The 23,999-nt window shown below is 61.2% G+C and carries 20 protein-coding genes; 3 read left to right on the top strand and 17 right to left on the bottom strand.

Annotated elements, in window-relative coordinates:
• Nucleotides 1–9 precede the first annotated feature (9 nt).
• Together fghA and GH983_RS09460 are read left to right on the top strand one after the other, a co-directional pair.
• Nucleotides 10–843, top strand: coding sequence for an S-formylglutathione hydrolase (gene fghA / locus GH983_RS09455; RefSeq protein ID WP_153762267.1), 834 nt, complete (start codon nt 10–12; stop codon nt 841–843).
• A 48-nt stretch (nt 844–891) separates the two neighbouring features.
• The gene (locus GH983_RS09460) at nt 892–1,161 is read left to right on the top strand and encodes a hypothetical protein (RefSeq protein ID WP_153762268.1); all 270 of its coding nucleotides are present in this window, start codon (nt 892–894) and stop codon (nt 1,159–1,161) included.
• Between the two features lie 107 nt (nt 1,162–1,268).
• On the opposite strand, the gene GH983_RS09465 is transcribed toward GH983_RS09460, so the two are convergent.
• The 9 genes from GH983_RS09465 to GH983_RS09505 all read right to left on the bottom strand — a co-directional run bounded on the left by GH983_RS09465 (nt 1,269) and on the right by GH983_RS09505 (nt 13,160).
• On the bottom strand, nt 1,269–2,876 hold the full coding sequence (locus GH983_RS09465; RefSeq protein WP_153762269.1) for a glycoside hydrolase family 43 protein: 1,608 nt from the start codon (nt 2,874–2,876) through the stop codon (nt 1,269–1,271).
• A 200-nt stretch (nt 2,877–3,076) separates the two neighbouring features.
• On the bottom strand, nt 3,077–4,129 hold the full coding sequence (gene mgrA / locus GH983_RS09470) for an L-glyceraldehyde 3-phosphate reductase (protein WP_153762270.1): 1,053 nt from the start codon (nt 4,127–4,129) through the stop codon (nt 3,077–3,079).
• A gap of 172 nt (nt 4,130–4,301) precedes the next feature.
• Nucleotides 4,302–5,435: a Gfo/Idh/MocA family protein gene (locus GH983_RS09475; RefSeq protein WP_153762271.1), complete on the bottom strand. Its 1,134-nt coding sequence runs from the start codon at nt 5,433–5,435 to the stop codon at nt 4,302–4,304.
• A gap of 28 nt (nt 5,436–5,463) precedes the next feature.
• Nucleotides 5,464–6,225 carry a sugar phosphate isomerase/epimerase gene (locus GH983_RS09480; protein ID WP_153762272.1) on the bottom strand — a complete coding sequence of 254 codons (762 nt, stop codon included), beginning with the start codon at nt 6,223–6,225 and terminating at the stop codon, nt 5,464–5,466.
• A 63-nt stretch (nt 6,226–6,288) separates the two neighbouring features.
• The gene (locus GH983_RS09485; RefSeq protein ID WP_153762273.1) at nt 6,289–8,748 is read right to left on the bottom strand and encodes a glycoside hydrolase family 2 protein; all 2,460 of its coding nucleotides are present in this window, start codon (nt 8,746–8,748) and stop codon (nt 6,289–6,291) included.
• Between the two features lie 63 nt (nt 8,749–8,811).
• Nucleotides 8,812–9,900 carry an ABC transporter ATP-binding protein gene (locus GH983_RS09490; RefSeq protein ID WP_153762274.1) on the bottom strand — a complete coding sequence of 363 codons (1,089 nt, stop codon included), beginning with the start codon at nt 9,898–9,900 and terminating at the stop codon, nt 8,812–8,814.
• 4 nt (nt 9,901–9,904) lie between these two features.
• Complete coding sequence (locus GH983_RS09495) at nt 9,905–10,864, bottom strand: carbohydrate ABC transporter permease (RefSeq protein ID WP_054149699.1); 960 nt, start codon at nt 10,862–10,864, stop codon at nt 9,905–9,907.
• A complete protein-coding gene (locus GH983_RS09500) occupies nt 10,857–11,759 on the bottom strand; it encodes a carbohydrate ABC transporter permease (RefSeq protein WP_054149700.1) in 903 nt (300 codons plus the stop codon). Before GH983_RS09500 ends, GH983_RS09495 begins: the two co-directional genes overlap by 8 nt.
• 165 nt (nt 11,760–11,924) lie before the next feature.
• Complete coding sequence (locus tag GH983_RS09505; RefSeq protein WP_054149701.1) at nt 11,925–13,160, bottom strand: ABC transporter substrate-binding protein; 1,236 nt, start codon at nt 13,158–13,160, stop codon at nt 11,925–11,927.
• 449 nt (nt 13,161–13,609) lie between these two features.
• Here GH983_RS09505 and GH983_RS09510 point away from each other — a divergent pair, with 449 nt between their 5' ends.
• Nucleotides 13,610–14,647 (top strand): LacI family transcriptional regulator, encoded by a 1,038-nt coding sequence (locus GH983_RS09510; RefSeq protein ID WP_054149702.1) that lies wholly within the window; start codon nt 13,610–13,612, stop codon nt 14,645–14,647.
• A gap of 39 nt (nt 14,648–14,686) precedes the next feature.
• Here GH983_RS09510 and GH983_RS09515 read toward each other — a convergent pair whose 3' ends face one another.
• The 8 genes from GH983_RS09515 to ccoP form a co-directional block, all read right to left on the bottom strand.
• A complete protein-coding gene (locus tag GH983_RS09515; protein WP_153762275.1) occupies nt 14,687–15,865 on the bottom strand; it encodes a diguanylate cyclase in 1,179 nt (392 codons plus the stop codon).
• A gap of 119 nt (nt 15,866–15,984) precedes the next feature.
• The gene (locus GH983_RS09520; protein WP_153762276.1) at nt 15,985–16,836 is read right to left on the bottom strand and encodes an MBL fold metallo-hydrolase; all 852 of its coding nucleotides are present in this window, start codon (nt 16,834–16,836) and stop codon (nt 15,985–15,987) included.
• Nucleotides 16,837–16,911: 75 nt separating this feature from the next.
• Nucleotides 16,912–18,333: an NADP-dependent phosphogluconate dehydrogenase gene (gene gndA / locus GH983_RS09525; RefSeq protein ID WP_054149784.1), complete on the bottom strand. Its 1,422-nt coding sequence runs from the start codon at nt 18,331–18,333 to the stop codon at nt 16,912–16,914.
• A gap of 96 nt (nt 18,334–18,429) precedes the next feature.
• Nucleotides 18,430–18,585: a cbb3-type cytochrome oxidase assembly protein CcoS gene (gene ccoS / locus GH983_RS09530; protein WP_006726192.1), complete on the bottom strand. Its 156-nt coding sequence runs from the start codon at nt 18,583–18,585 to the stop codon at nt 18,430–18,432.
• A complete protein-coding gene (locus GH983_RS09535; RefSeq protein WP_153763585.1) occupies nt 18,582–20,891 on the bottom strand; it encodes a cation-translocating P-type ATPase in 2,310 nt (769 codons plus the stop codon). The genes ccoS and GH983_RS09535 overlap by 4 nt, the downstream gene beginning before the upstream one ends.
• Nucleotides 20,892–20,893: 2 nt before the next feature.
• Nucleotides 20,894–21,382, bottom strand: coding sequence for a FixH family protein (locus tag GH983_RS09540; protein WP_069041280.1), 489 nt, complete (start codon nt 21,380–21,382; stop codon nt 20,894–20,896).
• Nucleotides 21,379–22,965 carry a cytochrome c oxidase accessory protein CcoG gene (gene ccoG / locus GH983_RS09545; protein WP_153762277.1) on the bottom strand — a complete coding sequence of 529 codons (1,587 nt, stop codon included), beginning with the start codon at nt 22,963–22,965 and terminating at the stop codon, nt 21,379–21,381. The genes GH983_RS09540 and ccoG overlap by 4 nt, the downstream gene beginning before the upstream one ends.
• Nucleotides 22,966–23,132: 167 nt before the next feature.
• Nucleotides 23,133–23,999, bottom strand: a complete 867-nt coding sequence (ccoP, locus tag GH983_RS09550; protein ID WP_153762278.1) for a cytochrome-c oxidase, cbb3-type subunit III — start codon at nt 23,997–23,999, stop codon at nt 23,133–23,135.

Genomic DNA, 23,999 nt, shown 5'->3' on the forward strand with positions numbered 1-23,999 from the left:
CAGATCCCCATGAATATCCTTTCCCAGAACACCGCCTTCGGCGGCATGCAGGGCGTCTTCTCTCACGCATCGGAGGCGACCGGCACCGAGATGACCTTTGCCGTCTTCGTGCCCCCCCAGGCGACCACCGAAAAGCGGCCGGTGCTCTGGTATCTCTCAGGGCTGACATGCAGCCATGCCAATGTGATGGAAAAGGGCGAGTACCGCCGCATGGCCGCCGAGCTCGGCCTGATCGTCGTCTGCCCGGACACCAGCCCGCGCGGCAATGACGTGGCCGATGAGCTGACCAACTGGAAGATGGGCAAGGGTGCGGGCATGTATCTCAATGCCACGGAAACGCCCTGGGCCGAGCATTACAAGATGTATTCCTACATCACGGAAGAGCTTCCCAGCCTGATCGCCGAGCAGTTCCGCGCAGACATGGACCGCCAGGGCATTTTCGGCCATTCCATGGGCGGCCATGGCGCCATGACGATTGCGCTGAAGAACCCTGAGCGCTTCAAGAGTTGCTCAGCCTTCGCCCCGATCGTCAATCCGCTGACGGCGGACTGGACGCAGGATGCGTTTGAGAAATATCTCGGCCCCGACCGGGCGAAGTGGCGTGAATACGACGCCTGCGCACTGGTGGAAGACGGCGCCCGCTTCCCGGAATTCCTTGTTGATCAAGGCAAGGCCGACAGTTTCCTCGAGACAGGTCTCGCCCCCTGGAAATTCGAAGAGGCGGTGAAGGGCACGGACATTGGCCTGACGCTGCGCATGCATGAGCGCTATGACCACTCCTACTACTTCATCTCGACCTTCATGGAGGATCATCTGAAGTGGCATGCGCAGCGGTTGGGGTGAGACCGTTCACTCAGCCGGCTATTTCCGCGCAGATGGGAAACACAGGCCATGACCAAAACCCGGCAGTTGTTCGTTTCGGCGGTGGTTATCGCCGCCCTGGCTCAGTTGCTACCGATGATGGGCGTTAGATCAATCTGGTTGGGCTCGCTGCTCGTGGCGTCAAACCTGCTGGTCTGCGTTCTCGGCTATCGCACAGGAAACTATCGAACATACTGGCTGTCATGGGGGCTGCTGACCGTAGTCGCCTTCGTGATGTTCGGCCTGAGCAATCCCGTCTCGATGCTGAGACTTGGCTTGGCAATCCTTTTCGCCACCTAGTCGACAGGCTGTCCGCCCAGAATCTGATCGCCATGCTCGGCATGTGCGACGTCGGCAGATCCTCGGCGCAGGGCCGAGGATGACGGCGGCGTATGTCAGCGCGCCCCTTACCCCCGCCGATAGACAAACCGCTCGAAATCCGCCGCTTTGCCCTGCCCCGACACATCAAAACAGAACATGCCGGCAAACGCCCCGGTAAACGAGCCGTGTTCGCCGAAACCGCCCTCGTCGGAAACGACGCCGGCGTCGAGGACGGGGCCGATGGGCTGCCAGTCACCCTCGCCTGCAATCCGCCAGGAGAATTGCAGATCGTTCTCGGTGATCTCCATAGCAAGATCGATGGCACCCTCGGGGATCGATTGGCCCATGCCGATTGGGAAAGTGAGGTTGCCGGAGGGATAGTCGCCTGGGCAGGACAGGATGATAAGCGAGCGGCCAAGCTTTTCGTCCGTCGATATCCCGAGCGCGTGAAACTTGGTGCGGTTGTAGTAATGCGTCAGGCCTGCGACCTGCTGATAGGTTTCGGGGGAAAACTCGAGACGCGTTTCTACACGGAAGCGGTGATGCTCCTGACGGCGGGCAATCAGCGACTGTTCGAACCAGGAACCGATGCTTTCCCGGCCGAAAAGGCGCAAGCGCCCGGCCCGCTCGCTTAGGCTGAACAGGCGTTCCGGATGCGGAGTGCGCAGCCACTGGAATTCCCTAGGTAAGTCGGGGCTGTCGAACGTCCTGACAATCTCGACCGGTTCCTCGCGCTTGATAGCTCCATTAAGCGCTGGAACCTCGACGGCGGGCACGACGCCGCCCTGTTCGAGATAGAGCCAGCCATCCTCCTTCCAGACGCATTTCTGCAGGCCCGTTTCGCGGCCGAGCGTACAGCGACGCTTGGGCGGCATGGGGCGGCCGCAGAGATGGGTGTGATAGAACTGACCGTCAGGTGTTTCGACATATTGGCCGTGACCGGCGCGTTGCAGATCTGCGTCCGGGTCATCCTTGGAGGTGATGAGATGCGTATTCGGGTGCATCTCATAGGGACCCTCGATGGCGCGCGAGCGGGCCATGGTGACGACATGGTCATATCCAGTGCCGCCTTCGGCAGTCGTCAGGTAGTACCAGCCATTCCGCTTGAAGACATGCGGGCCTTCGACCAGGCCCTGTTTGCTGCCCTCGAAAATGTTCCTGATCGGGCCGGTGAGCGTCTTCGTCTTCGGGTCCCATTCCTGCAGCAGGATGCCGTCGAATTTGGCATGGCCGATGGTGTTGCGGGCTTCGGGGCGGTGGTTCCACTGCATGTTGAGGAACCACTTGGCGCCGTCATCGTCATGGAAGAGCGAGGGGTCGAAGCCTGAGGAATTGACATAGATGGGATCGGACCAGGGCCCTTCGATCGAAGGTGCGGTGACGATGTAATTGTGTGCGTCCTTGAAGGAACCTTCGAAACGCTTCACGTCGGTATAGACGAGCCAGAACAACCCGTCCGCATAGGACAAACACGGCGCCCAGACGCCGCCGCTGTCGGGATTGCCGCGCATGTCGAGCTGGCTTGCGCGGTTGAGCGGGCGGGTCACGAGGTCCCAGTTCACGAGGTCGCGTGAATGATGGATCTGCACGCCGGGGTACCATTCGAAGGTGGAGGTGGCGATGTAGTAGTCTTCGCCCACGCGGCAGATCGACGGATCCGGATTGAAGCCCGGCAGGATGGGGTTGATGATCATGACGTGTGGTTCCTCCTCCGCAGTTACCTCTCCCCCTGCAGGAGAGGAAGAAAAATCAGGGTCTAGCCAAAGGCTCAAGCCCTAGATTTTTCAGGAGAGGGGCTGCCTGACTGACAAGCCCCTCTCTTGGGATTTCTAGCACTTAGCTGACGCTAAGCTGCTGAAATCCCGTTCTCCCCCGCAAGGGGGGAGATAGGTTTCTACTTCTTCTTCCGTGGCGGGCCCTTGCGCTCGGCGGACGCTGCCCAGATGTTGATGTCGGCGTCCTTGGCGAAAACGTCGATCTCGGCGAGTTCTTCCGCGGTGAAGTGCGGCGTTTCGATTGCCTTGACGCAGTCCTCGACCTGAGAGGGCTTCGACGCGCCGATCAGGGCGGTGGTGATATGGCCGCCGCGCAGCACCCAGGCGAGCGCCATCTGCGCCAGCGTCTGGCCGCGCTTTTCCGCGATCTTGTTGAGGCCCCGGATGTTTTCGAGATTGCGCTCGTTGAGGAAGCCCGGGTCAAGCGACTTGTCCTGCGTGGCGCGGGTGCCTTCCGGAATGCCGTTGAGATATTTCGAGGTCAGCATGCCCTGCGCGAGCGGCGAGAAGACGATCGAACCGACGCCGAGGTCTTCGAGCGTGTCGATCAGCCCGTCTTCCTCGATCCAGCGATTGATCATCGAATAGCTGGGCTGGTGGATGAGAAGCGGCGTGCCAAGGCTTTTCAGGATGGCATGGGCTTCGCGGGTGCGCTTGGAATTGTAGGAGGAAATGCCGACATATTGCGCCCTGCCCGAACGGACGATGTGGTCGAGCGCGCCGCAGGTCTCCTCGAGCGGCGTGTCGGGATCGAAGCGGTGCGAATAGAAGATGTCGACATAGTCGAGGCCCATGCGCTTCAGGCTTTGGTCGCAGGAGGCGATCAGATATTTGCGGCTACCCCATTCGCCGTAAGGACCGGGCCACATGTTGTAGCCGGCCTTGGACGAGATGATCAGTTCGTCGCGGTAGCCTCGGAAATCGGTCTTGAGGATCTCGCCAAAGGCTTCTTCTGCAGAGCCGGCCGGCGGGCCGTAATTGTTGGCGAGGTCGAAATGGGTGATGCCGAGGTCGAAAGCCCTACGGCAGATCGCCTGCTTGGTGGAATGCGGCGTGTCATTGCCGAAATTGTGCCAGAGGCCGAGCGAGATCGCCGGCAGCTTCAGCCCGCTCTTGCCGCAGCGATTATAGGTCATCCGCTCATAGCGGTTTTCGGCGGGGGTATAGGTCATGGATGGTTCTCTCCCGGAAGGTCTGTTGAGCGATGTTGCCCCTCATCCGGCTGCCGCCACCTTCTCCCCGTAAACGGGGAGAAGGCCGATGCGGCGGCCGCGTGCCCCCTTCTCCCCGCCTGCGGGGAGAAGGTCCCGGCAGGGGGATGAGGGGCAGACAACATCACAACCCTTATCTAAGCAGAGCCTGCGCTTCGTCGATACCCAGAGCCGCCGGTTGGGTGCAGGTTGTCGACAGGGTTACGAATTCACCCGTCTCGCCGGACTTCAGGATCGACACCATGACATCGACGCCGTGTAGCGTGCGGTCCAGCGAGCAGCGGGCATCGCGGCCTTCGAGGATCGCGCCCGCCATGTCGGCAAGGCCGGCCGTGCGGTAGTTGGCGCGAGGACCTTGCGGGCTTTCCTGGTTGTTGCGACCGAAGGGGTGATCCCAGGCTTCGAGCGGCTGGATGTCCTTGTTGCGGCCGGAAGCCTCGACGACGCCGCCGAAGAAGTTCGGATCGGGCACGTAGAGCGAGCCATCGGTGCCGTAGAGTTCCATATTGGCGTGGCGGTGGCTCCAGACATCCCAGCTGGCAGACAGCGTGATGGTCGCGCCGTTCTGGAATTCCAGGAGCGCGTGGATGTTGGTCGGGGTCTTGACCGGGATGACGTCGCCACTGCGCGGCTGGCTGGTGATCGTCCGGGTCTCGTTCGCCATGGAGGTCAGGGCTGCCACCCGCTTCACGGGGCCGATCAGGTTGATCAGGTTGGCGATGTAATAGGGGCCGAGGTCGAGGACCGGGCCGCCGCCGGGCAAGAAGAAGAAGTCCGGGTTCGGATGCCACATTTCCATGCCGGGGCTCATCACATGGCAGGTGCCGGAGGTGACGCGGCCGATGCCGCCCTTGTCGATATAGGCACGCGCCAGCTGGTGGGCGCCACCAAGGAAGGTATCGGGTGCGCAGCCGACCGACAGGCCCTTGGACTTGGCAATGGCACGCAGGTCTTCGCCCTGCTCCAGTGAGAGCACGAGCGGCTTTTCCGAATAGACATGCTTTCCGGCTTCAAGGATACGCTTGGAGACGGGATAATGCGCATCCGGGATCGTCAGGTTGACGACGATGTCGACCTCGTCATTGGCGAGAAGTTCGTCGATCGTCTGCGCCTTCACGCCGTATTCTTCGGCGCGCAGCTGCGCCGCACTCATATTGATGTCGGTGCATGCGACGACCTTCAAGCCGCGAAACAGCGGCGCCAGCGAAAAGTAGGTGGTGGAAATATTGCCGCATCCGATGATGCCGACGCCGAGTTCGCGTGCCATGGGAAATGTCCTGCTTGCTGCGATGGGTTCAATAGGTTTTGAAGGAAGCGATCGAACGGCTGATCAGCCGGTCGATATCCTTGGGATTATCGTGCTCGACGACGAAATGCTTGACGCGGGTGCTCTTCAGCGCCGCGATCAGGCCCTTCCAGTCGACGGTGCCATGGCCAACATCCGCCCAGCCGTCTTCCTCGGTGTTTTCACCTGCGGGGGCGATATCCTTTACATGCACGGCACTGATGCGTTTGCCGTAGCTTTCGATCCAGGAGAAGGGATCGGCACCGCCACGGATGACCCAGGCGATATCGGCTTCCCAGTCGAGCTCGGGACCGCCGGCGAAGATCTGCTCCTGCGGCGTCGATCCATCCGGTAGGGCCGCAAATTCGAAGTCGTGATTGTGCCAGCCGAAGACAAGGCCGGCATCGCGCAGCGGCTTGCCGGCGGCCTGCAGGCGCTGGCCAAAGGCGAACCAGCCGGCCGCATCCGTCGGGCGCTGATCGGGCATCAGATAGGGGCAGTAGACGGCTTCAATACCGAGCGTCCTGGCGATCTTGATCACACGATCAGGATCGTTCTCGATCATGTCGAGGCCGAAATGGGCGGTCGGCATGGTCAGGCTGTTGTCGTCGAGTTCCTTGCGGAAGGCGTCGAGCTCACCGTCGGCAAGCGATGCATAGAGGGCGCCGTAACCCTCGACCTCACTGTAGCCGGCGGCCTGGAGCTTCGGATAGATGCCGCTGAAGGGCTGGAAATTGCGGGCGCTGTAGAGCTGGAAGCCGAGTTTGGTCATGGGGGTAGTCTCCTCCTCGTTTGGTCCTGGATCGGGCGCCCAGGGCCTTAGAAATGATGGCTGTCAGTCTGCCGACTGGCAGCTGTAAAGATCGTAGATCCGGAACTCCGGCACTGCGCCGGCGGCAAGCGGTGTGTCCGGTTTGAAGATGATGCGGCGGCTCTCTCCTGCCGAAAGATCAAAGGCGTTGTCGGAATAGCGGCCGGGGGTCGCGCTTTCGAGCATGATGAAGAGCGCCAGGCCCTGGGACGTGACAGCCACCTCGAACGCACCGTCGCCGGTCGGCGTGACCGAGATTTCGAGACGCGATGGTTCAAGATCGAGCGCCTTGTAGGTGCCGTTGATGAAATGCCCCTCCCCGGTCATGCCGTTCGAAACCGTAAAGCTCCAGGCAAGCAGGCCATCGGCCGGGATCTCGCTGGCATCGAGGGAAACAAGCACGTCGGCGGCGTCAGGGGCGCAATCGCCCTGCACGCTTTTGAGCGGAATGCGATCGCCGGACAGCGTCAAAACGAAGAGATTGGCGTCGATTGTGACGGTGTCGAGCGTATCGTTGACCATGGAGAGCGCAATGCTGCTGCCATCCTCTGTGGGAATGGCGGCGACCGCGACCGGTTGGAAGAAGCGGCGCACCATGTAATGCATCGCCTTCCAGCTGCCGCCGTAGTCGAGGCTGGACCAGGAAGCAACCGGCCAAGTGTCGTTGAGCTGCCAGTAGATGGTGCCCATGCAATGGGGCTTCAGCGAGCGCCAGTATTCGACAGCCGTCTTGATGGCGAGGCCCTGCTGGATTTGGCTCAGATAGACGAAGTTGGCGAAATCCTTGGGAAAACGGAAATAGCGGAACATGGTGCCCGCGATCCGCTCATTGCCGCCGGCATTCTTCTGGTGAAGCTCGATCACCGGCGAAGCGATGTTCATGTCGGCCTTGTCCGCAAAGCCTTCGATGATCGGCAGCGATGTATAGGACTGGAAGCCGAACTCCGAGCAGAAGCGTGGTTTGACGCTTCGGTAATTATCAAAACTCTTGTTCTCGTGCCAAACCGACCAGTAATGCATGTCGCCGGAGCCATCGGCATGCCATGCATCGCCGTAGTCGAGATAGCCGGAGGCCGGGCTCGACGGCCACCAGATGCCTTGGGGATAAGTCTTCTTGACACCCTGCTCGATGACACGGTTTAGGCGGTCATAGGCGACGAGATAGCGGTCGCGGTTGTTGCGGGATTCCGGGAACCAGGTAAGCGCGCCAACGAGCTCGTTGTCGCCGCACCAGATAACGATGGAGGCATGGCTCGACAGACGCTTGACCTGGTATTCGACTTCGTGGGCCACATTGTCGAGGAAGTCATCGGTGCAAGGATAGAGGTTGCAAGAGAACATGAAGTCCTGCCAGACCATCAGCCCGAGCCGGTCGCACAGATCGTAGAACCAGTCCGGCTCGTAGAAGCCTCCGCCCCAGACGCGGATCATGTTCATATGCGCGTCGGCGGCCGACTGCAGCAGGTCCGTGGTCTTCTCCTCCGACGAGCGGGAGAACAGCGCATCCGCCGGGATCCAGTTGGCGCCGCGGCAGAAGATCTCGCGACCGTTGACCTTGAGCGCGAAGCGGCTGCCAGCCTCGTCCGGATCGGTGATCAGCTCGACGGTACGAAGGCCGATCTGGCGGGTCACGGTTTCGCTCGGCAGGTCGACAGTCAGCGTATAGAGCGCCTGCTCGCCGGAACCGGAGGGCCACCAGAGCCGCGGGTTTTCGATCTCGAAGACATGCACGATCTTCGTCTCGCCGGCGGCAATGCCGACGTCCAGGCGCACACGCTCACCGTCGAGCGAGAAATGCACGGGCACGACGGCCGGCTCAACAGAGTGGATGGTAGCGGTAACCTTGAGCTCGACGCGACCATCGGCGTGATGGACCTGCTCGGTCTCCACGTGCTCGATGCGCGCCGGATCGAGCTTTTTCAGCGACAGCGTGCCATAGACACCAAGGGGCGCGATCGCGATGTTCCAGTCCCAGCCGAAATGACATTGCGGCTTGCGCAGCATGTTGCCGTTGGGGATCGGGGAATTCGCGGTCGAATAAGGAATATAGAAGGGCTGGCGGGCCTGCCGTTCGGCGCCGGCGGTGATGCTGGAATGGAAGACGATGCGGACGGTGTTTTCGCCCGGCTGCAGCGCGTGGCTGACATCGGGGCGATAGCGGCGGAAACAGTTGTCGGCGGATAGCACCGGCACATCGTTGACGAAGACGACGGCGACCGTATCGAGATAGTAGATGTCGAGATACCAGCTGCCGGAAATATCGGGAACGACGACCTGACGTTCGATGACCCAGTCGCGCTCGGCAACCCATTGCACGACCTCTTCGTTCCGACCGAAATAGGGATCGGGGATCAGGCCTGCGGCATGCAGCGCCGAATGCACATCGCCCGGCAGCGTGATCGCCGCCTGATGATCGCCGTTGGCGGACGAAAGACGCCATTCGCCGTGAAGATCGATGGCGCCGTTGTGGGCATTCTGGGTCATGACGACAGTCCTGCAGAAGAAAAAGGCGCCCCGGTCACAGGCCGGGACGCAGGGGGGAACGTGTCAGATGCGCTCTTCGGTCTGCGCATCGAAAAGGGAGGCAACTTCCATGTCAAAGCCGAGGCGAACCTTGGCGCCCGGCGCATAACGACGGGTGCCGCCGATGCGGACCGACATGGTGTGGCCGGCATGTTTGAGCCAGAGCAGGTTGTCGGCGCCCATCGGCTCCTCGATGTCGACGATCGCCTCGTGCAACTCGCCGATGCCAGCCTCTTCATCGACCTTGATATGCTCCGGACGCACGCCGAGCACCACCTTGCGACCGCCGGTCAGAGGCTCCGCCGAGCGATATCCCTTCAAAGAGAAGAGAACGTCATGGGTGCGGAAGAAGACCTCGCCGCCTTCATTGACGAGATCACCATTCAGGAAATTCATCGACGGCGAGCCGATGAAGCCGGCGACGAAGAGGTTTCGCGGCTGGTTGTAGATCGTGTTCGGATCGGCGAGCTGCTGGATGACGCCGCTCTTCATGATCGCAATGCGGTCGGCAAGCGTCAGCGCCTCGATCTGGTCGTGCGTGACGTAGATCATCGTGTTCTTGAGGCTGTGATGCAGGCGCTTGATCTCGACACGCAGTTCCGAACGCAGCTTGGCGTCGAGGTTGGAAAGCGGCTCGTCGAACAGGAAGACGTCGACGTCGCGCACCAGGGCACGGCCGATCGCCACGCGCTGACGCTGACCACCGGAGAGTGCCGAGGGCTTGCGGTCGAGCAACGGCCCAATCTGCAGGATGTCGGCGGCGCGCTGGACGCGCTTTTCGATCTCGTCCTTCGGCATCTTGGCGACCTGCAGGCCGAAGGAGAGGTTCTTCTTCACCGACATCTGCGGATAGAGCGCATAGGACTGGAACACCATGCCGATGCCACGGTCCTTGGGCTCTTCCCAGGTGACGTTCTTGCCCTTGATGAAGATCTGCCCGTCGGTCGGCTCGAGCAGTCCCGCGATGCAGTTGAGCAACGTGGACTTGCCGCAGCCGGATGAGCCCAGGAGAACGATGAACTCACCGTCGACGATGTCGAGATTGAGGTTTTCCAGCACCTTGACGGCGCCGAAGCTCAAAGAGAGGTCCTTGATCGATACACTATGCGACATGAGCTTAACCCTTGACTGCGCCGGCGGCGATGCCCCGGACGAAGAGGCGTCCGGAAATGAAGTAGACGATGAGCGGCACGGCGCCGGTCAGAAGTGTTGCGGCCATGTTGACGTTGTATTCCTTCACGCCCTGGACCGAGTTGACGATGTTGTTGAGCTGGACCGTCATCGGGTAGTATTCCGGTCGGGTGAACACGACGCCGAACAGGAAGTCGTTCCAGATTCCGGTGATCTGCAGGATCATGGCGACGACGAAGATCGGCAGCGACATGGGCAGCATGATCCTGAGATAGATCTGCCAGAACCCCGCCCCATCGATACGGGCGGCCTTGAACAGCTCTTCCGGCAGCGAGGTGAAGTAGTTGCGGAACAAGAGCGTCAGGATCGGCATGCCGAAGATGGTGTGCACGACGACAAGGCCGGTAAGCGTGCCGTAGATGCCGAGTTCGCGCAGCACGATGACGATCGGGTAGATCATCACCTGATAGGGAATGAAGGCGCCGATGATCAGGATCGTGAAGAACAGTTCCGCACCCTTGAAGCGCCAGTTGGCGAGTGCATAGCCATTGACCGAGGCGATCAGGATCGAGATCAGCGTCGAAGGCACGGTGATCCGGACCGAATTCCAGAACCCGCGCGACAGGCCGTCGCAATTCAGGCCGGTGCAGGCGGTTGCCCAGGCCTTGACCCACGGCTCGAAGGTGATCTCCATCGGTGGCGAGAAGATATTGCCGAGACGGATCTCCGGCATGCCCTTCAGCGACGTCACGATCATCACGTAGAGCGGGATCAGATAGTAGATCGCAAAGAAGATCAGCGACCCGTAGAGCATGATGTTGCGCCCCGAGAAGGTGCGCTTCGGCTTGGCACCGCGTGGGCCCGACCCTACATGATCGGAGCCAACCTGATTTGAGACCGCGTCGAAACCGGCGGCGGTAGCGTTGAGAGAACCGGGATTAGCCACGCTTCTTTCCTCCGAATTCGAGATAGGCCCAGGGGATGATGATAATCGCGACCGTCAGCAGCATCATGGTCGATGCGGCGAAGCCCTGGCCGAGATTCTGTGCCTGGAACATATAGTCGTAGACGTATTTGGCAGGGACTTCGGAGGCGATACCGGGGCCGCCGCTGGTCTGGGCGACGACGAGGTCGTAGAGGCGGACGATGCCGGATGTGATGATGACCAGCGTGGTGATGAAGACAGGGCGCATCATCGGGATGATGATGAAGAGATAGGTCTTCCACATGGGAATGCCGTCGACGCGCGAGGCCTTCCAGATGTCTTCGTCGATGCCACGCAGACCCGCGAGCAGCAGACACATGACGAGACCCGTGCCCTGCCACAGACCGGCGATCAGGATGCCGTAGATGACGATCTCCGAATTGTAGAGCGGGTTGAAGGTGAAGGTCTCCCAGCCCAACGACCGCACGATCGACTGCACCCCGAAATCCGGGTTGAGGATCCATTGCCAGACGAGACCGGTGACGATGAAGGACAGCGCGAAGGGATAGAGAAAGATCGTGCGGAACGCGTTTTCGAAACGGATCTTCTGATCCATCAGCGCTGCCAGTAGGAACCCGATAACGATCGAGAAGATCAGCGAGAGTATCCCGTAGATCGCCAGGTTCTGGATCGAAATGATCCATCGCGGCGCATCCCACAGACGTTCATACTGCTCGAAGCCTATGAAGTTGGCGCGCGGCAAAAGCCGCGAATTGGTGAAGGAATAGACGACCGTCCAGATTGTCCCTCCAAGGAAGATGACCATGGCGGTCAGCACCATTGGAATGGACGCGATCTTGGCGTTCAGATTGCGAAACAGCTTGTTGGGTCGACCAGCATGCGACGGGCTCGCCATGGGTCAGTCCTCCTCGTCCTGGACACGGGTGTCGTACCAAGGCCGTCACGCTGAAACGCACACGCTTCCCGCACGCAGCCGGCACATGGGCTCGACGCCCTACCCCGGGTCGAAAATGGCCTATGTCCAGCCAGGGTCGCCCCTGGCTGGACAGGTCACCCGCGATTAATCAGCGGAAGCGATGATGTCGGCGAAGCGCTTCTGCGCATCTTCGACGGTCATGGACGGATTGGCGAAGAACTCCGAGAAGAGATCTTCCTTCTGCTTCTGACTGTCGGCAGAAAGCAGCTGGTCGGTGCCCTGGATGACATTGCCCTTGGCGAGAATGTCGAGGCCCTTCTTCATGCAGTCGTTGGCAGCAGCGAGATCGACGTCACCGCGAACCGGCAGCGAGCCCTTCTTCAGGTTGAACGCAACCTGTGTTGCGGGTGCAACCAGGGTGGCAGCCAGAACGTCCTGGGCAGCAGACTTTTCTTCGTCATCGAGGACGGGGAAGTAGAATGCGTCACCGCCGGTCGAGATGATCTCGTTCACGCCGAGGCCCGGAAGGCAGGTATAGTCCTTCCCGGCAACCTGACCGGCCAGAGCGAATTCGCCCTGTGCCCAGTCACCCATGATCTGGCCGCCGGCCTTGCCGGTGATGACCAGATTGGTAGCCTGGTTCCAATCCTGAACGTTGGAGCCCTTGGACATTTTGCGCGCATCGTCGGCAGCGGCGAACACCTTGGCGATCTCAGGACCGGCTGCAACGTCTGCATCCTTGTCCTTGAACACCTTTTCGAAGGTTTCCTTACCAGCGATGGCGACCATCAAAACGTCGAAGGCACCAGCCGACTGCCATGGCTGACCACCAACGGCGAGCGGAATAATGCCCTTCGCTTCAAGTGCGGGGGCTGCCGCGACGAATTCGTCCCAGTTCTTCGGCACGGCGACGCCCGCACTTTCGAATGCTCCGTTCGAAAGCCACAGCCACTGCCAGGAGTGGATGTTGACCGGGGCGCAGTAAACCTTGCCGTCGATCGTGCAGCTTTCAAGCAGGCTTGCCGGCTTGATGATGTCCTTCCAGCCTTCCTTTTCGGCGACGGCCGTGAGGTCCTTCATCAGACCGGCTTCAGCCAGTTCCTCGGCTTGGCGGCCGTGGTTGAACTGGGTTGCAGCCATCGGATCACCACCGGTGATGCGGCTGATCATGATCGGGCGGGCGGTACCGCCGGAACCGGCGATAGCACCGTCGACCCATTTGTTGCCGGTGGCGTCGAATGCCTTGGCAAGCTCGGCGACAGCAGCGGCTTCACCGCCCGACGTCCACCAATGGGTTACTTCGAGATCGGTGGCCTGCGCTGCCGCAAACGGCATGACAACAGTAGCGGCCAAAGCTGCCGCAAAGCTACGAAAATTCATGAGTCTCCTCCCTCACTGAAACGTTGCCGGAAAAACTTATGTCAAAGAATTTTTGAGCGCAACCTGTCGGATTGTAAATTTTCCATTACAGCCAAATTTCAGCGCAGGCGTGTGCTTCAGGCGCGTCGCTCAAAACGCTTTGGGGGAGATGGATATTGCGTAGCAGCATGAGAAGTATCGTTACAGCTCCAATGTCTTGCGGACCAATCAAGAATAATTTGCTGCATGGGCGTCCAGGAGCGCATATATCCGACGGAAACCACAGAATAACGCGCCATCTCCCGTCTTGGTTGCACCCATTCGCAGCGCAGCATGGAAAAGGGCTCGACAAATCGACTGTATCGTTTCAGATTTTTCCTTCACCGCACCGGGAGGAGGTGCCGGTCTCCAGGTTTGCAGGCAGGAAAAAGCCAACTATAAGCGTGACTTGTGCGAGTGACGGGGACGACATGACAGATCAGCAGGGGAGCGGCCTGATGGACCGCCCAGTGGCGACGAAAGAGCGGCCGACGCTCAAGACCATCGCCTTCATGACCGGGCTCGGCATCACAACGGTGTCGCGCGCCCTGAAAGATGCGCCCGACATCGGCGCGGAGACCAAGGAACGCGTGCGCATGGTCGCACGTCAGCTCGGCTATCAGCCGAACCGCGCGGGTGTCCGCCTCAGGACCGGCAAGACCAACGTGATCGCGCTGGTGCTTGGGATCGACGAGGAAATCCTCGGCTTTTCCAACCAGATGGTCGTCGGCATATCGGAGGTGCTGGCCGGTACGCCCTACCATATCGTCGTGACGCCGCATGCGCATACCAAGGATCCGATGCTGCCGGTGCGTTACATCCTTGAGACCGGGTCTGCCGATGGTGTGATCATTTCACGCACCGAGCCGGATGACGCCCGGGTGCGACTGCTCACCGAGCAGAACATGCCCTTCGTCACCCATGGTCGCACAGACATGGGCATCGAGCATCCCTATCACGACTTCGACAACGAGACATTCGCTTACCAGGCGGTCGAACGGCTGGTGAAGCGCGGCCGCAAGCGCATCGCACTTCTGCCGCCCCCGAGCAAGCTGACCTATTACAAGCACACCTTCGACGGCTTCATGCGCGGCCTGAAGGCCTTCGGTGCGGAGGAAGTGCCGCTACACATCAACATCGACGCCTCGCTCGGGCAGATCCGCGCGGCGGTCGAGGATCTGATGCGAGGATCGGATGCGCCGGACGGCTTGATCTCCTCTTCCGGCAGCAGCGCGATTGCCGCCAATGCCGGCATCGAAGCGGCAGGCAAGCGGGTCGGCGTAGAGATTGACCTGGTGGCCAAACAGGGCACACCAATCCTCAACTGGATACGTCCCGAGATTATCGCCGTCTACGAGGATGTGCGGCAATCAGGCCGAGAGCTCGCCAAGGCGGTCATCGCCCGGATCGACGGCGTCGACCCTGGGCTGCTGCAGAGCATCAGCGAGCCGCGCTGGGAGCAGTCCTAACGCAGACCAAGGACAACCCGTTTTGCGCGTTGAGTTCGGTCAGGCGTAGGACGGACGCTGGCCGCCGTCCCAGACCACCACGGAATTGCGGCCGTTGACCTTGGCCGTATGCAGCGCCGCGTCCGCCCGCTTCAAGAGCTCGTCCGCCGTGACCTGCATTGCGCCATGGGCCACGCCGACGCTGACCGTCACCGGCACGAGTTCGCCACCGAGGAAGAACATCTGCTGCTCGACGCTGTCGTGGATGACGTGGCCGAGCTTCTCGGCCTCCTCGACCTTGCAGAAGGGCACATAGGCGGCAAACTCGGCGCCTGCCAGACGGCCGAGCAGGGCATGCTCGGGCAACTCCCGTAGGATGAGTTCAGCGCAGGTCTTCAGGACCTCGTCACCGCCGGAATGCCCGTATTGGTCGTTGATCCGCTTCACATGGTCGACATCGACATAGAGGAAGGCCCCCTCGCCGCGCACCTTGGTCGAGAGCGTCTGCAGCATGTCGAGAAAGGTGAAGCGATTGGCAAGGCCGGTCAGGTTATCGGTCGCTGCCGACCAGCGATGTTCCACCAGCAGGCGGTCGCGCACCAGAAGAAAGATCGACAGCGGCGCGACTACCGCGTGCAGGAAGGCCGCGAACGCGACGACGGTCAGCCAGAGAGGTCCGGAGCCGACGACATCAGAGGCGTTAAACGGCCAGACATAGGCCACAAGAGCCGCGATGAGCAGAACCACGGACAGGGCAGCAAACCAGAGATAGGCAAAGGGACGGTTGGAAAGTCGCTCTTCGACTTCGGACGCTTTCAGCTCCCAGGCAGCCAATCCGGTATAGATCGCGCCGACAACGGCGGCGACCAGAAAACGGGCCGTCACGTCGTCCTGCAAAAGGGGCGCCGACGCCGCGAACAGGAAAAAGGCAACCGGCCCCACGGCGGCGAGCTTCAGATCAAGAGCCCGGTGATCGAAAGCACGCATGCCCTGCCAGGCAAGTGCCGCGCCCGACAGAATGAGCGTCTGGGCAAGGACAACCGTGATCAGTCCGTGGCCGCCATCCGAGAAGGCCGAGAGCAATGCACCGAGCGCAGCAAGCCCGGATGCCGCGGCAAACAGCAAGAATTCGTTTCGATTCGGCTCCTCGCGCCAATGTCGCGCATAAAGCGCAGCAAAGACCGCCAGAACTGCGAATGCGCCGAGCGCCAGTGTAGATAGATTAACGGATACCATCATGAATCGCCTGAAATACGCGCGGAATCGTTAACCGCTCCGGCACGCTAGGCGACAGGCGTTAACTCCAAGGTAAACGAAAACATAAGATTTTACCAAAATCGGCGCGCCGTCGCCTTCATTCACAAGGCAATTGCGAAGCCATCACGACCGATGATGAGCGGTCCGGTCCAATGCGACGCGACGGCCGCCCGCCAGTCGTCCTCGGTAAAGGCGGGATCATCGGCCGGAATGAGATGATTGAGGACGAGCATGCCGACGCCAGCCTTCGTTGCAATCTGAGCCGCATCCGCAGCGAAACTGTGCGAGGCAACGAGATGCTCGCGCAGACGGGCACCATTTCCGGTCCGCCTGACAATGCTGTCCAGCCCTTCCGGCAGCATCGCCTCGTGCACGAGGATATCGGCCCCCCGGGCAAAGTCGACAAGCGGCGGGAACGGCGCGGTATCGGCGGAAAAGACGAGCGTCTTATCCGCACCGGAGACCTTCAGCGCAAAACAGTCCGTCACGGGAGGATGGTCGACGCGCAAGGCCTCAACGACCAGATCCCCCTCCCGGAAGATCTCGCCCGGACCATATTCGACAATTTCGACCAGACTCGCCAGATCCGGACGCCCCTCGTCGGCGATCCGAGTTTCAATGTCATAGGCGAGCGAGGCGAGAAATCCCGTCCAGACGTTCAGCGTACCCTTAGGACCATAGACCGTGACGGAATGATCTAGCCCCGTGGTCCAGGCCGTATGGATAAGCGGCCCGAGCTCCAGGACATGGTCGGAATGCAGATGGGTGATGAAGACGAGGTCGAGTTCCTTGAGCGACATGCCGGTCTCGACCAGACCCCGCGCCACACCGAGCCCGCAATCGATGACGATACGGCGCCCGGACAGGTCGAGCAGGATCGATGTCGGATTGGGCCCGCCGGGACGGATCGCGGGGCCGCCTTTGGTGCCGAGAAGCGTAAGCCTGTCTGTCATGATCTGCCCCCAATGAAAAAGAGGCCCGACATCGCGGGATATCGGGCCTCGAACTGCAAGACGTTGCGGGATCGCTCAGAACTGGCCGGCCCAGGGGCCGTGATGGATGTCCTTGCCGTCGAGACGATCGAAACCATGCGCGCCGAAGAAATCGCGCTGCGCCTGGATCAGGTTCGCCGTGCCACGGCCGCGACGATAGGTGTCGAAGTAGGAGAGCGCCGAGGCCAGCGCCGGGACCGGCAGGCCGGACAGCACGGCATGGGCAACCACGCGGCGAAGTGCCCCGTCGGTTTCCTTGACCATGGCGGCAAAGGCCGGCGTGACGACGAGGTTCGCCACATCAGGATCCTTGGTGAAGGCCGAGGTGATCTCGTCGAGGAACTGCGAGCGGATGATGCAGCCGGCGCGCCAGATCTTGGCGATCGTCGGCATGGGCAGCGACCAGTTGAACTCCTCCGAGGCCGAGGACATCACGGCAAAGCCCTGCGCATAGGCCGCAATCTTGGCAGCAAGCAGTGCATTCTCAAGATCGGCGATGAAGGCCGCCTTGTCCTTGGGAGCCTCAGTCAGTCCCGGCAGGCCGAAGAGCTTTTCCGCAGCGATACGCTCTTCACGCAGCGAGGAAAGCACGCGACCGGCAACCGCGGCCTCGATGCCGGATGCGGCGACCGCGAGGTTCTGCGCCTCGATGGCCGACCACTTGCCGGTGCCCTTCTGGCCGGCGGCATCGACAATCACGTCAACCATCGGCTTGCCGGTTTCCGGATCGGTAGCCTTGAGAACCTTCTCTGTGATCTCGATCAGGTAGGAGTTGAGGCGGCCCTTGTTCCACTGACCGAAGATCTCGCCGATTTCGGCGGCTGACATCTTGAGGCCGTCGCGCAGGATACCGTAGATCTCGGCGATCATCTGCATGTCGGCATATTCGATACCGTTGTGGATCGTCTTGACGAAATGGCCCGCGCCATCGGTCCCGAGCCAGGCAACGCAGGGCTCGTCGTTGAACTTGGCGGCAATAGAGGTCAGCACCGGCTCGACGCGCTTCCAGCTTTCTTCCGTGCCGCCGACCATGATCGAGGGTCCGTGGCGGGCGCCTTCCTCACCACCGGACACACCCATGCCGATGAAAGTGACGTCGGTACCGGCAAGCTTTTCGAAGCGCGCAACCGTGTCGCGGAAATTGGCATTGCCGGCATCGATCATGATGTCGTTTTTGGCGAGATGCGGCAGAAGGGCTGCCATCTGCTGGTCGACGGCCTCGCCGGCCTTGATCATGATGATGATCGGGCGCGGCGGACGGATGGCGGCGACAAACTCTTCGATCGTATGGCAACCGATGATCTGGCCGGCCAGATCGCCGGCTTCCCCGAGGAATTCATCCGTGCGCGAAGGCGTCCGGTTGAAGACCGCGATGCGGTTGCCTTTCTCGGCAATGTTGAGCGCCAGATTGGAGCCCATGACTCCGAGACCGATCAGTCCGATTTCCGCCTGCTGCACGATGAAGCCTCCGCATGCAATTTCATGGATGGGGCTTTCTCGCATTCGCGAAGGGATGCGGCAAGACTGAAATTTGACCGTTCGGTAAACGCTGTATCAAGCGTCCGGCTGGTCGTCCTTCTCGGAGATCACTCGCCAGGCCGCTCCGTCGAGGTCTTCGTACTGACCGCTCTTCAGCGACCAGAGGAAGGCGAACAGACCGAGCCCGCCGAGAAAGAGTGCGATCGGGATGAGGTAGATCAGCATGTTCATGCGGCGATCCTCGCATTGTCGGAGGCGCCCGTCGAGAGGACAGCGGCCGGGCGCTCCGTCAATGTCCGCTCATCGAGCGAAAGCCGGTTGAGCCGGAGCGCATTGGCAACCACGATGATCGACGAGGTGGACATGGCGACCGCGGCAATCAGCGGGGTCGCATAGCCGAGCAGCGCGATCGGCACGGCAATAACATTGTAGCCGATGGCGAGCGCGAAGTTCTCGCGGATCAGACGCCCGGCCCGGCGCGAGGCCTCGATGGCGAAGGGCACGGCTTCGAGCCCATCGCGCATGAAGACGAAATCGGCTGCCTGGCGCCCGACATCGGCAGCCGTCGCCGGCGCCATGGAGACATGGGCTGCAGAAAGCGCCGGAGCATCATTGATGCCGTCGCCGACCATCAGCACGCGCTGGCCGTGGGCGGACGCCTCAGCGCAGGCTTCGGCCTTGTCCCGTGGCGTGAGGCCAGCGCGCCAGTTGGTGATCCCGAGATCGGCGGCAAGCTTGGCCACCACAGGCGCACGATCACCCGAGAGGATGCCGAGTTCGAGGCCACCATTCTTCAGCGTCTCGATCGAGGCACGGGCCCGTGGCCGGAGCGTATCTTCGAACAGGAAGGTGGCGCGTTCGATACCGTCGAGAGAGAGGACGACTTCGGAATAGGGTTTGTCGCTGACATCGATCGCCTCGGTCGCACAGGCAAAGCGGCGATTGCCGAGACGCCAAACGCCCTCCACCGTCTCCGCCTCAACGCCAGCGCCCGGCACTTCACGAACGGTGTCGAATCCGCGCGGCTGGCCACCATAAGCGGACCACAGCGCCCGCGACAGCGGATGGCGGGAATGGGCGGCAAGACCGGCGGCGACAGCGAAGCCAATCGGCTCAATTTTGGCAACGTCCACCAGCTTCGGGCGCCCCAGTGTCAGCGTGCCGGTCTTGTCGAAGGCGACGGCCTCGATTTCGGCGAGCCGCTCCATGGCGGAACCGTCCTTGACCATCACGCCGGCCTTGAACAGCCGACCAGCAGCGACGACCTGAACGACCGGGACTGCGAGACCAAGGGCACAGGGGCAGGTGATGATGAGGACTGCGATCGCCACCATCATCGCGTGTTTCCAGTCGCCGTCATAAAGCCCCCAGCCCATGAAGGCGATGATGGCGAGCAGGTGCACGACCGGCGAATAATACTGAGCTGCACGGTCAGCGATCCGCCGATATCGTGCTCTGCCCCCTTCGGCTGCCTCCATCAAATGGATGATCTCTGAGAGGAACGAGTTCTGCGCCGTTGCTGTCGCCTTGACCGTCAAAGAGCCGGTCAGGCTGAGTGTACCCGCCTGGACGTCGGAGCCTGGGCGGACCGAAACAGGTGCGCTTTCGCCATTGACGATCGACATGTCGAGATCGCTCTCACCGGAGACGACGACACCGTCGACCGGGATCCGGTCGCCGGCAGCGATGGACACCTGATCGCCGACGCGGATTTCAACGACCGCGCGATACTCCCGCGAGCCATCGTCGGAAAGCACCATGGCACCACGCGGATTGAGGCGGGCAAGCCCGCTGATTGCGGAGCGCGCCCGGTCACGCATGATGTGATCGAGCGTGCGGCCGATCAAAAGGAAGAAGAGCAGCGAGGCCGTCGCATCGAAATAGGCGTGTTCGCCGTGATGGATGGTCTCCCACAACGAAGCGAAATAGGAGAGCGTGATCCCGATGGCGATCGGCACATCCATATTGGTGCGCCCGTGCTTCAGCGCATTCCAGGCCGATTCGTAGAAGAAGCGGCCGGCATAGATCAGCGCAGGGGCCGCGATCATCGCCGAGATCCAGTGGAAGAGATCGCGTGTCGATGCATCTGCACCCGACCAGACCGACACGGACAGAAGCATGATGTTCGTGGCAGCGAAGCCCGACACGGCAACCGCGCGGACCAGCTGATTGCGCAAGGCGTCAGAGGCTTCTTCTGCGGCTGTGAAGAGATGCGCGGAATAGCCTGTTGTGGCGATGGCGCGCGCGAGGTTCACCGGATCGGTCTCGATCCCGTCGACCGCCTCTTTCCAGACCACGGAAACGCGCTTGGTCGAGAGGTTGACGCGGGCCCGCTCGACTTCCGGCAAGGCTTTGAGCACACCTTCTACTGTCGAGATGCAGGTGCCGCAATGGACTGCAGGCACGCTCATGTCGACCTGCCAGAGGCCGGGCCCGACCGCACGGCTGCAGAGCTTCAGCTCTTCAGCCGACGGCAGGGAGACCCCTGCCCGCTCCATGTCCAGTGCCCCTTCGGTCCCTGCCGCGCAGCAACTCATCGTCATTCTCCCGAAACGGTGATCCGCTTCGCCTCATGCATGATCATCTTACCGTCTTTGGTCGCCTGAATCTCGACGATCCAGCTGCCCGCAAGCACGTCCATCTCGGCGAGGTACAGGCCGTCGCCGGCCGGCGTCAGTTGCAGTTCGAAATCCTGGGCAGTGCCGACCGGACGCTTGAAATGGGCGGTGACCGAATCGGCAACGACAGGGGTGTTTTCAGGCAATGTCAGGCGGTAGCGCATGCCCTTGGCATCGACAGAGAGTTCACCCGCAATACCGGTTGCCAGCATCTCTCGGATCGCGGCAGTCTTGCCGTTGAACTGCTGGCTGGCGACATAGGTGTTCTTCACCACCAGACCGCTCCACGTCGATGTGGCGAGATAGGCCATGGTGAAGTTGACCGTGATGATCGTACCGAAGAAGGCCAGCATGATCGCCAGCATGTGCCAGCCTGTAAAGGTGAAGGGTTTCTTGGCGTAAGTGCTCATTTCCTGGCTCCCGGCCCCATGAAGACTGCATCATAGACGTCCCGCTCGTCGCCGTCGGCATCCTGGGCGATGAACTGGAAATTCTGGTTGGCATCGGTGACCTTGTCACCGGCAAGTGTAACGAAGACCTTGAGTGTCGTGGCTTCATCCGGCTCGACCGAGACCGTGAAGGCACGCGACGGCGGCTGGTTGATGCCGTTGATCTTCATCGAGGCATCCGGCAATCCCTCGATCGACACCTCAATGTCGCGCGGGACGGCGATCATGTTCAGAATGCGCACTGTATAGCCGTTGCGGATCGAACCATCGGATTCGAGCACGAATTGCGGATTGCGATCATGCAGGACGTTGACCTCCAGTCGGTCGCGACCAAGAAGCGCAACCAGCATGCCGACACCGACGGCAGTCCAAACTGCCATGTAGAGGAGCGTGCGAGCGCGGAAAATCACGCGCCAGTCGAAATGGCGAATCTTGTCGGAGAAACTGCCATCGGCGTTGCGCACCATCTTCGGATCGATCGCAGTTACTCCGCCATTGGTGGCGAGCGCCATGTTCGACTGATACTCGTCGAGGGTGGCATAGGCGATCAGTCCGCGCGGCTTGCCGATCTTGTCCATGACACCGTCACAGGCGTCGATGCACAGCGCACAGGTGATGCATTCGAGCTGCTGGCCATCCCTGATATCGATGCCCATGGGACAGACGGCGACGCAGGCATTGCAGTCGACGCAGTCGCCGACCGATTCGCCTGATGCAATCGCCTTCTTGGCATGGCGGGTACGGGGCTCGCCGCGCCAGTCATTATAGGTCACGACCAGCGAATTCTCGTCGAGCATGGCGGCCTGGATGCGCGGCCACGGGCACATGTAGATGCAGACCTGTTCGCGCATCAGGCCACCGAAGACGTAAGTTGTGGCGGTCAGGATGGCGACAGTGATATAGGCGATCGGAGCAGCGTTGCCGGTGAGAAAATCCATGGCAAGCGAAGGCGCATCGGCGAAATAGAAGATCCAGGCACCACCCGTCAGCACACCGATCAGGATCCAGGTCGCGTGTTTACTGACACGCTTCCAGATCTTGTCGAAGGTCCAGGGCGCCGATTCAAGCTTGATGCGGGCATTGCGGTCGCCCTCGATGAAACGCTCGACGACGAGGAAGAGATCGACCCAGACCGTCTGCGGACAGGTATAGCCGCACCAGGCACGGCCGACGGCCGAGGTGACGAGAAACAGGCCGAACCCGGCCATGACGAGCAGGCCTGCGACGAAGAAGAACTCCTGCGGCCAGATCTCGATGAAGAAGAAATAGAAGCGGCGGTGGGCAATATCGATCAGCACGGCCTGGTCGGGGGCGAATTCGCCACGATCCCAGCGGAGCCAGGGCGTGAGGTAATAAATGCCCAGCGTGATCGCCATGATAATCCACTTGAATCGGCGGAATGCACCTTCGGCACGCTTGGGAAAGATTTTCTTGCGAGCTTCATAGAGCGGACCCCGGCTCTTGGCCGACATCACGGCCTCGGCGTCGAGTCTTTCGACATCGGGCGCGTCCGGTGCTCGGTGTGGCTCGGAAAGTATATTCATGGGACGAGAACCTTCTTCTGATGCTCGCCTTGTCCCATCTCGCAGACCAGCTCGCCTTGACTTAAGTCAAGCAGCGGCGAAGCGTCGCAATACATATGTTTTTCGCAATATAAAACGAAAAGGGCCGCATCACCGGATGCGGCCCAAGCTTTCGGAGGACAAGTCGATTATTCGCCGCCGCCGAGCTGATGCACGTAGACGGTCAGCTGCTTGACAGTGGTGTCGCCCAGGCGCTGGCCCCAGCCGGGCATCGCGCCGTGGCGCGGCTGACGGATCTGGGCCGCAATCTGCGCTTCACCATCGACCTTCAGCCAGATGGCGTCAGCGAGGTTCGGCGCGCCGAAGTCACGCCCGCCCTTTGCATCTTCGCCATGGCAGGCTGCGCAGTTTTCGGCATAGATCTGCTGGCCAGGCTCGACCATCGAGGCCTCGAGGGGCGTGCCGGTCAGGCTGACGACGTAAGCCGCCACCTGCTTGATCTGATCGGCGTCGAGAATGTCGCCATAGGCCGGCATTTCGGAGAACCGGGTGTCCGGATCCTGGTCATAGCGGATACCGTGGGCGATCGAGGTGTGGATCGCTTCGAGATCACCGCCCCAGAGCCAGTCGTCGTCGTTGAGGTTCGGATAACCGGCGCCACCGGCAGCACCCGAACCATGGCAAGGCGAGCAGTTGACCTTGAAGGCGGCTGCACCGCCGGCAACGGCAAACTGGGTCAGTTCCTTGTCGGCGATGATCTCTTCGAGCGGCAGGGTCGCGATCTTGTCGAGATAGACTGCCTGCGAAGACTTCGCCGCCGCCAGTTCCTGAGCGACTTCTGCACGGCTCGAATAGCCGAGCAGACCCTTGGTGTTGTCGGTCAGGAGCGGCCAGGCCGGATACATGATCGTGTAGCCGATCGCCCAGACGATGGTCGCGTAGAAGGTATAGACCCACCAGCGCGGCATCGGGTTGTTCAGCTCGCGAATGCCATCCCACTCATGGCCGGTGGTCTCGACGCCGCTGATCTCGTCGATGTGTTTCTTGTCTGCCAT

The organism is Agrobacterium sp. MA01, assembly GCF_009650195.1.
Classification (GTDB): Bacteria; Pseudomonadota; Alphaproteobacteria; order Rhizobiales; family Rhizobiaceae; genus Allorhizobium.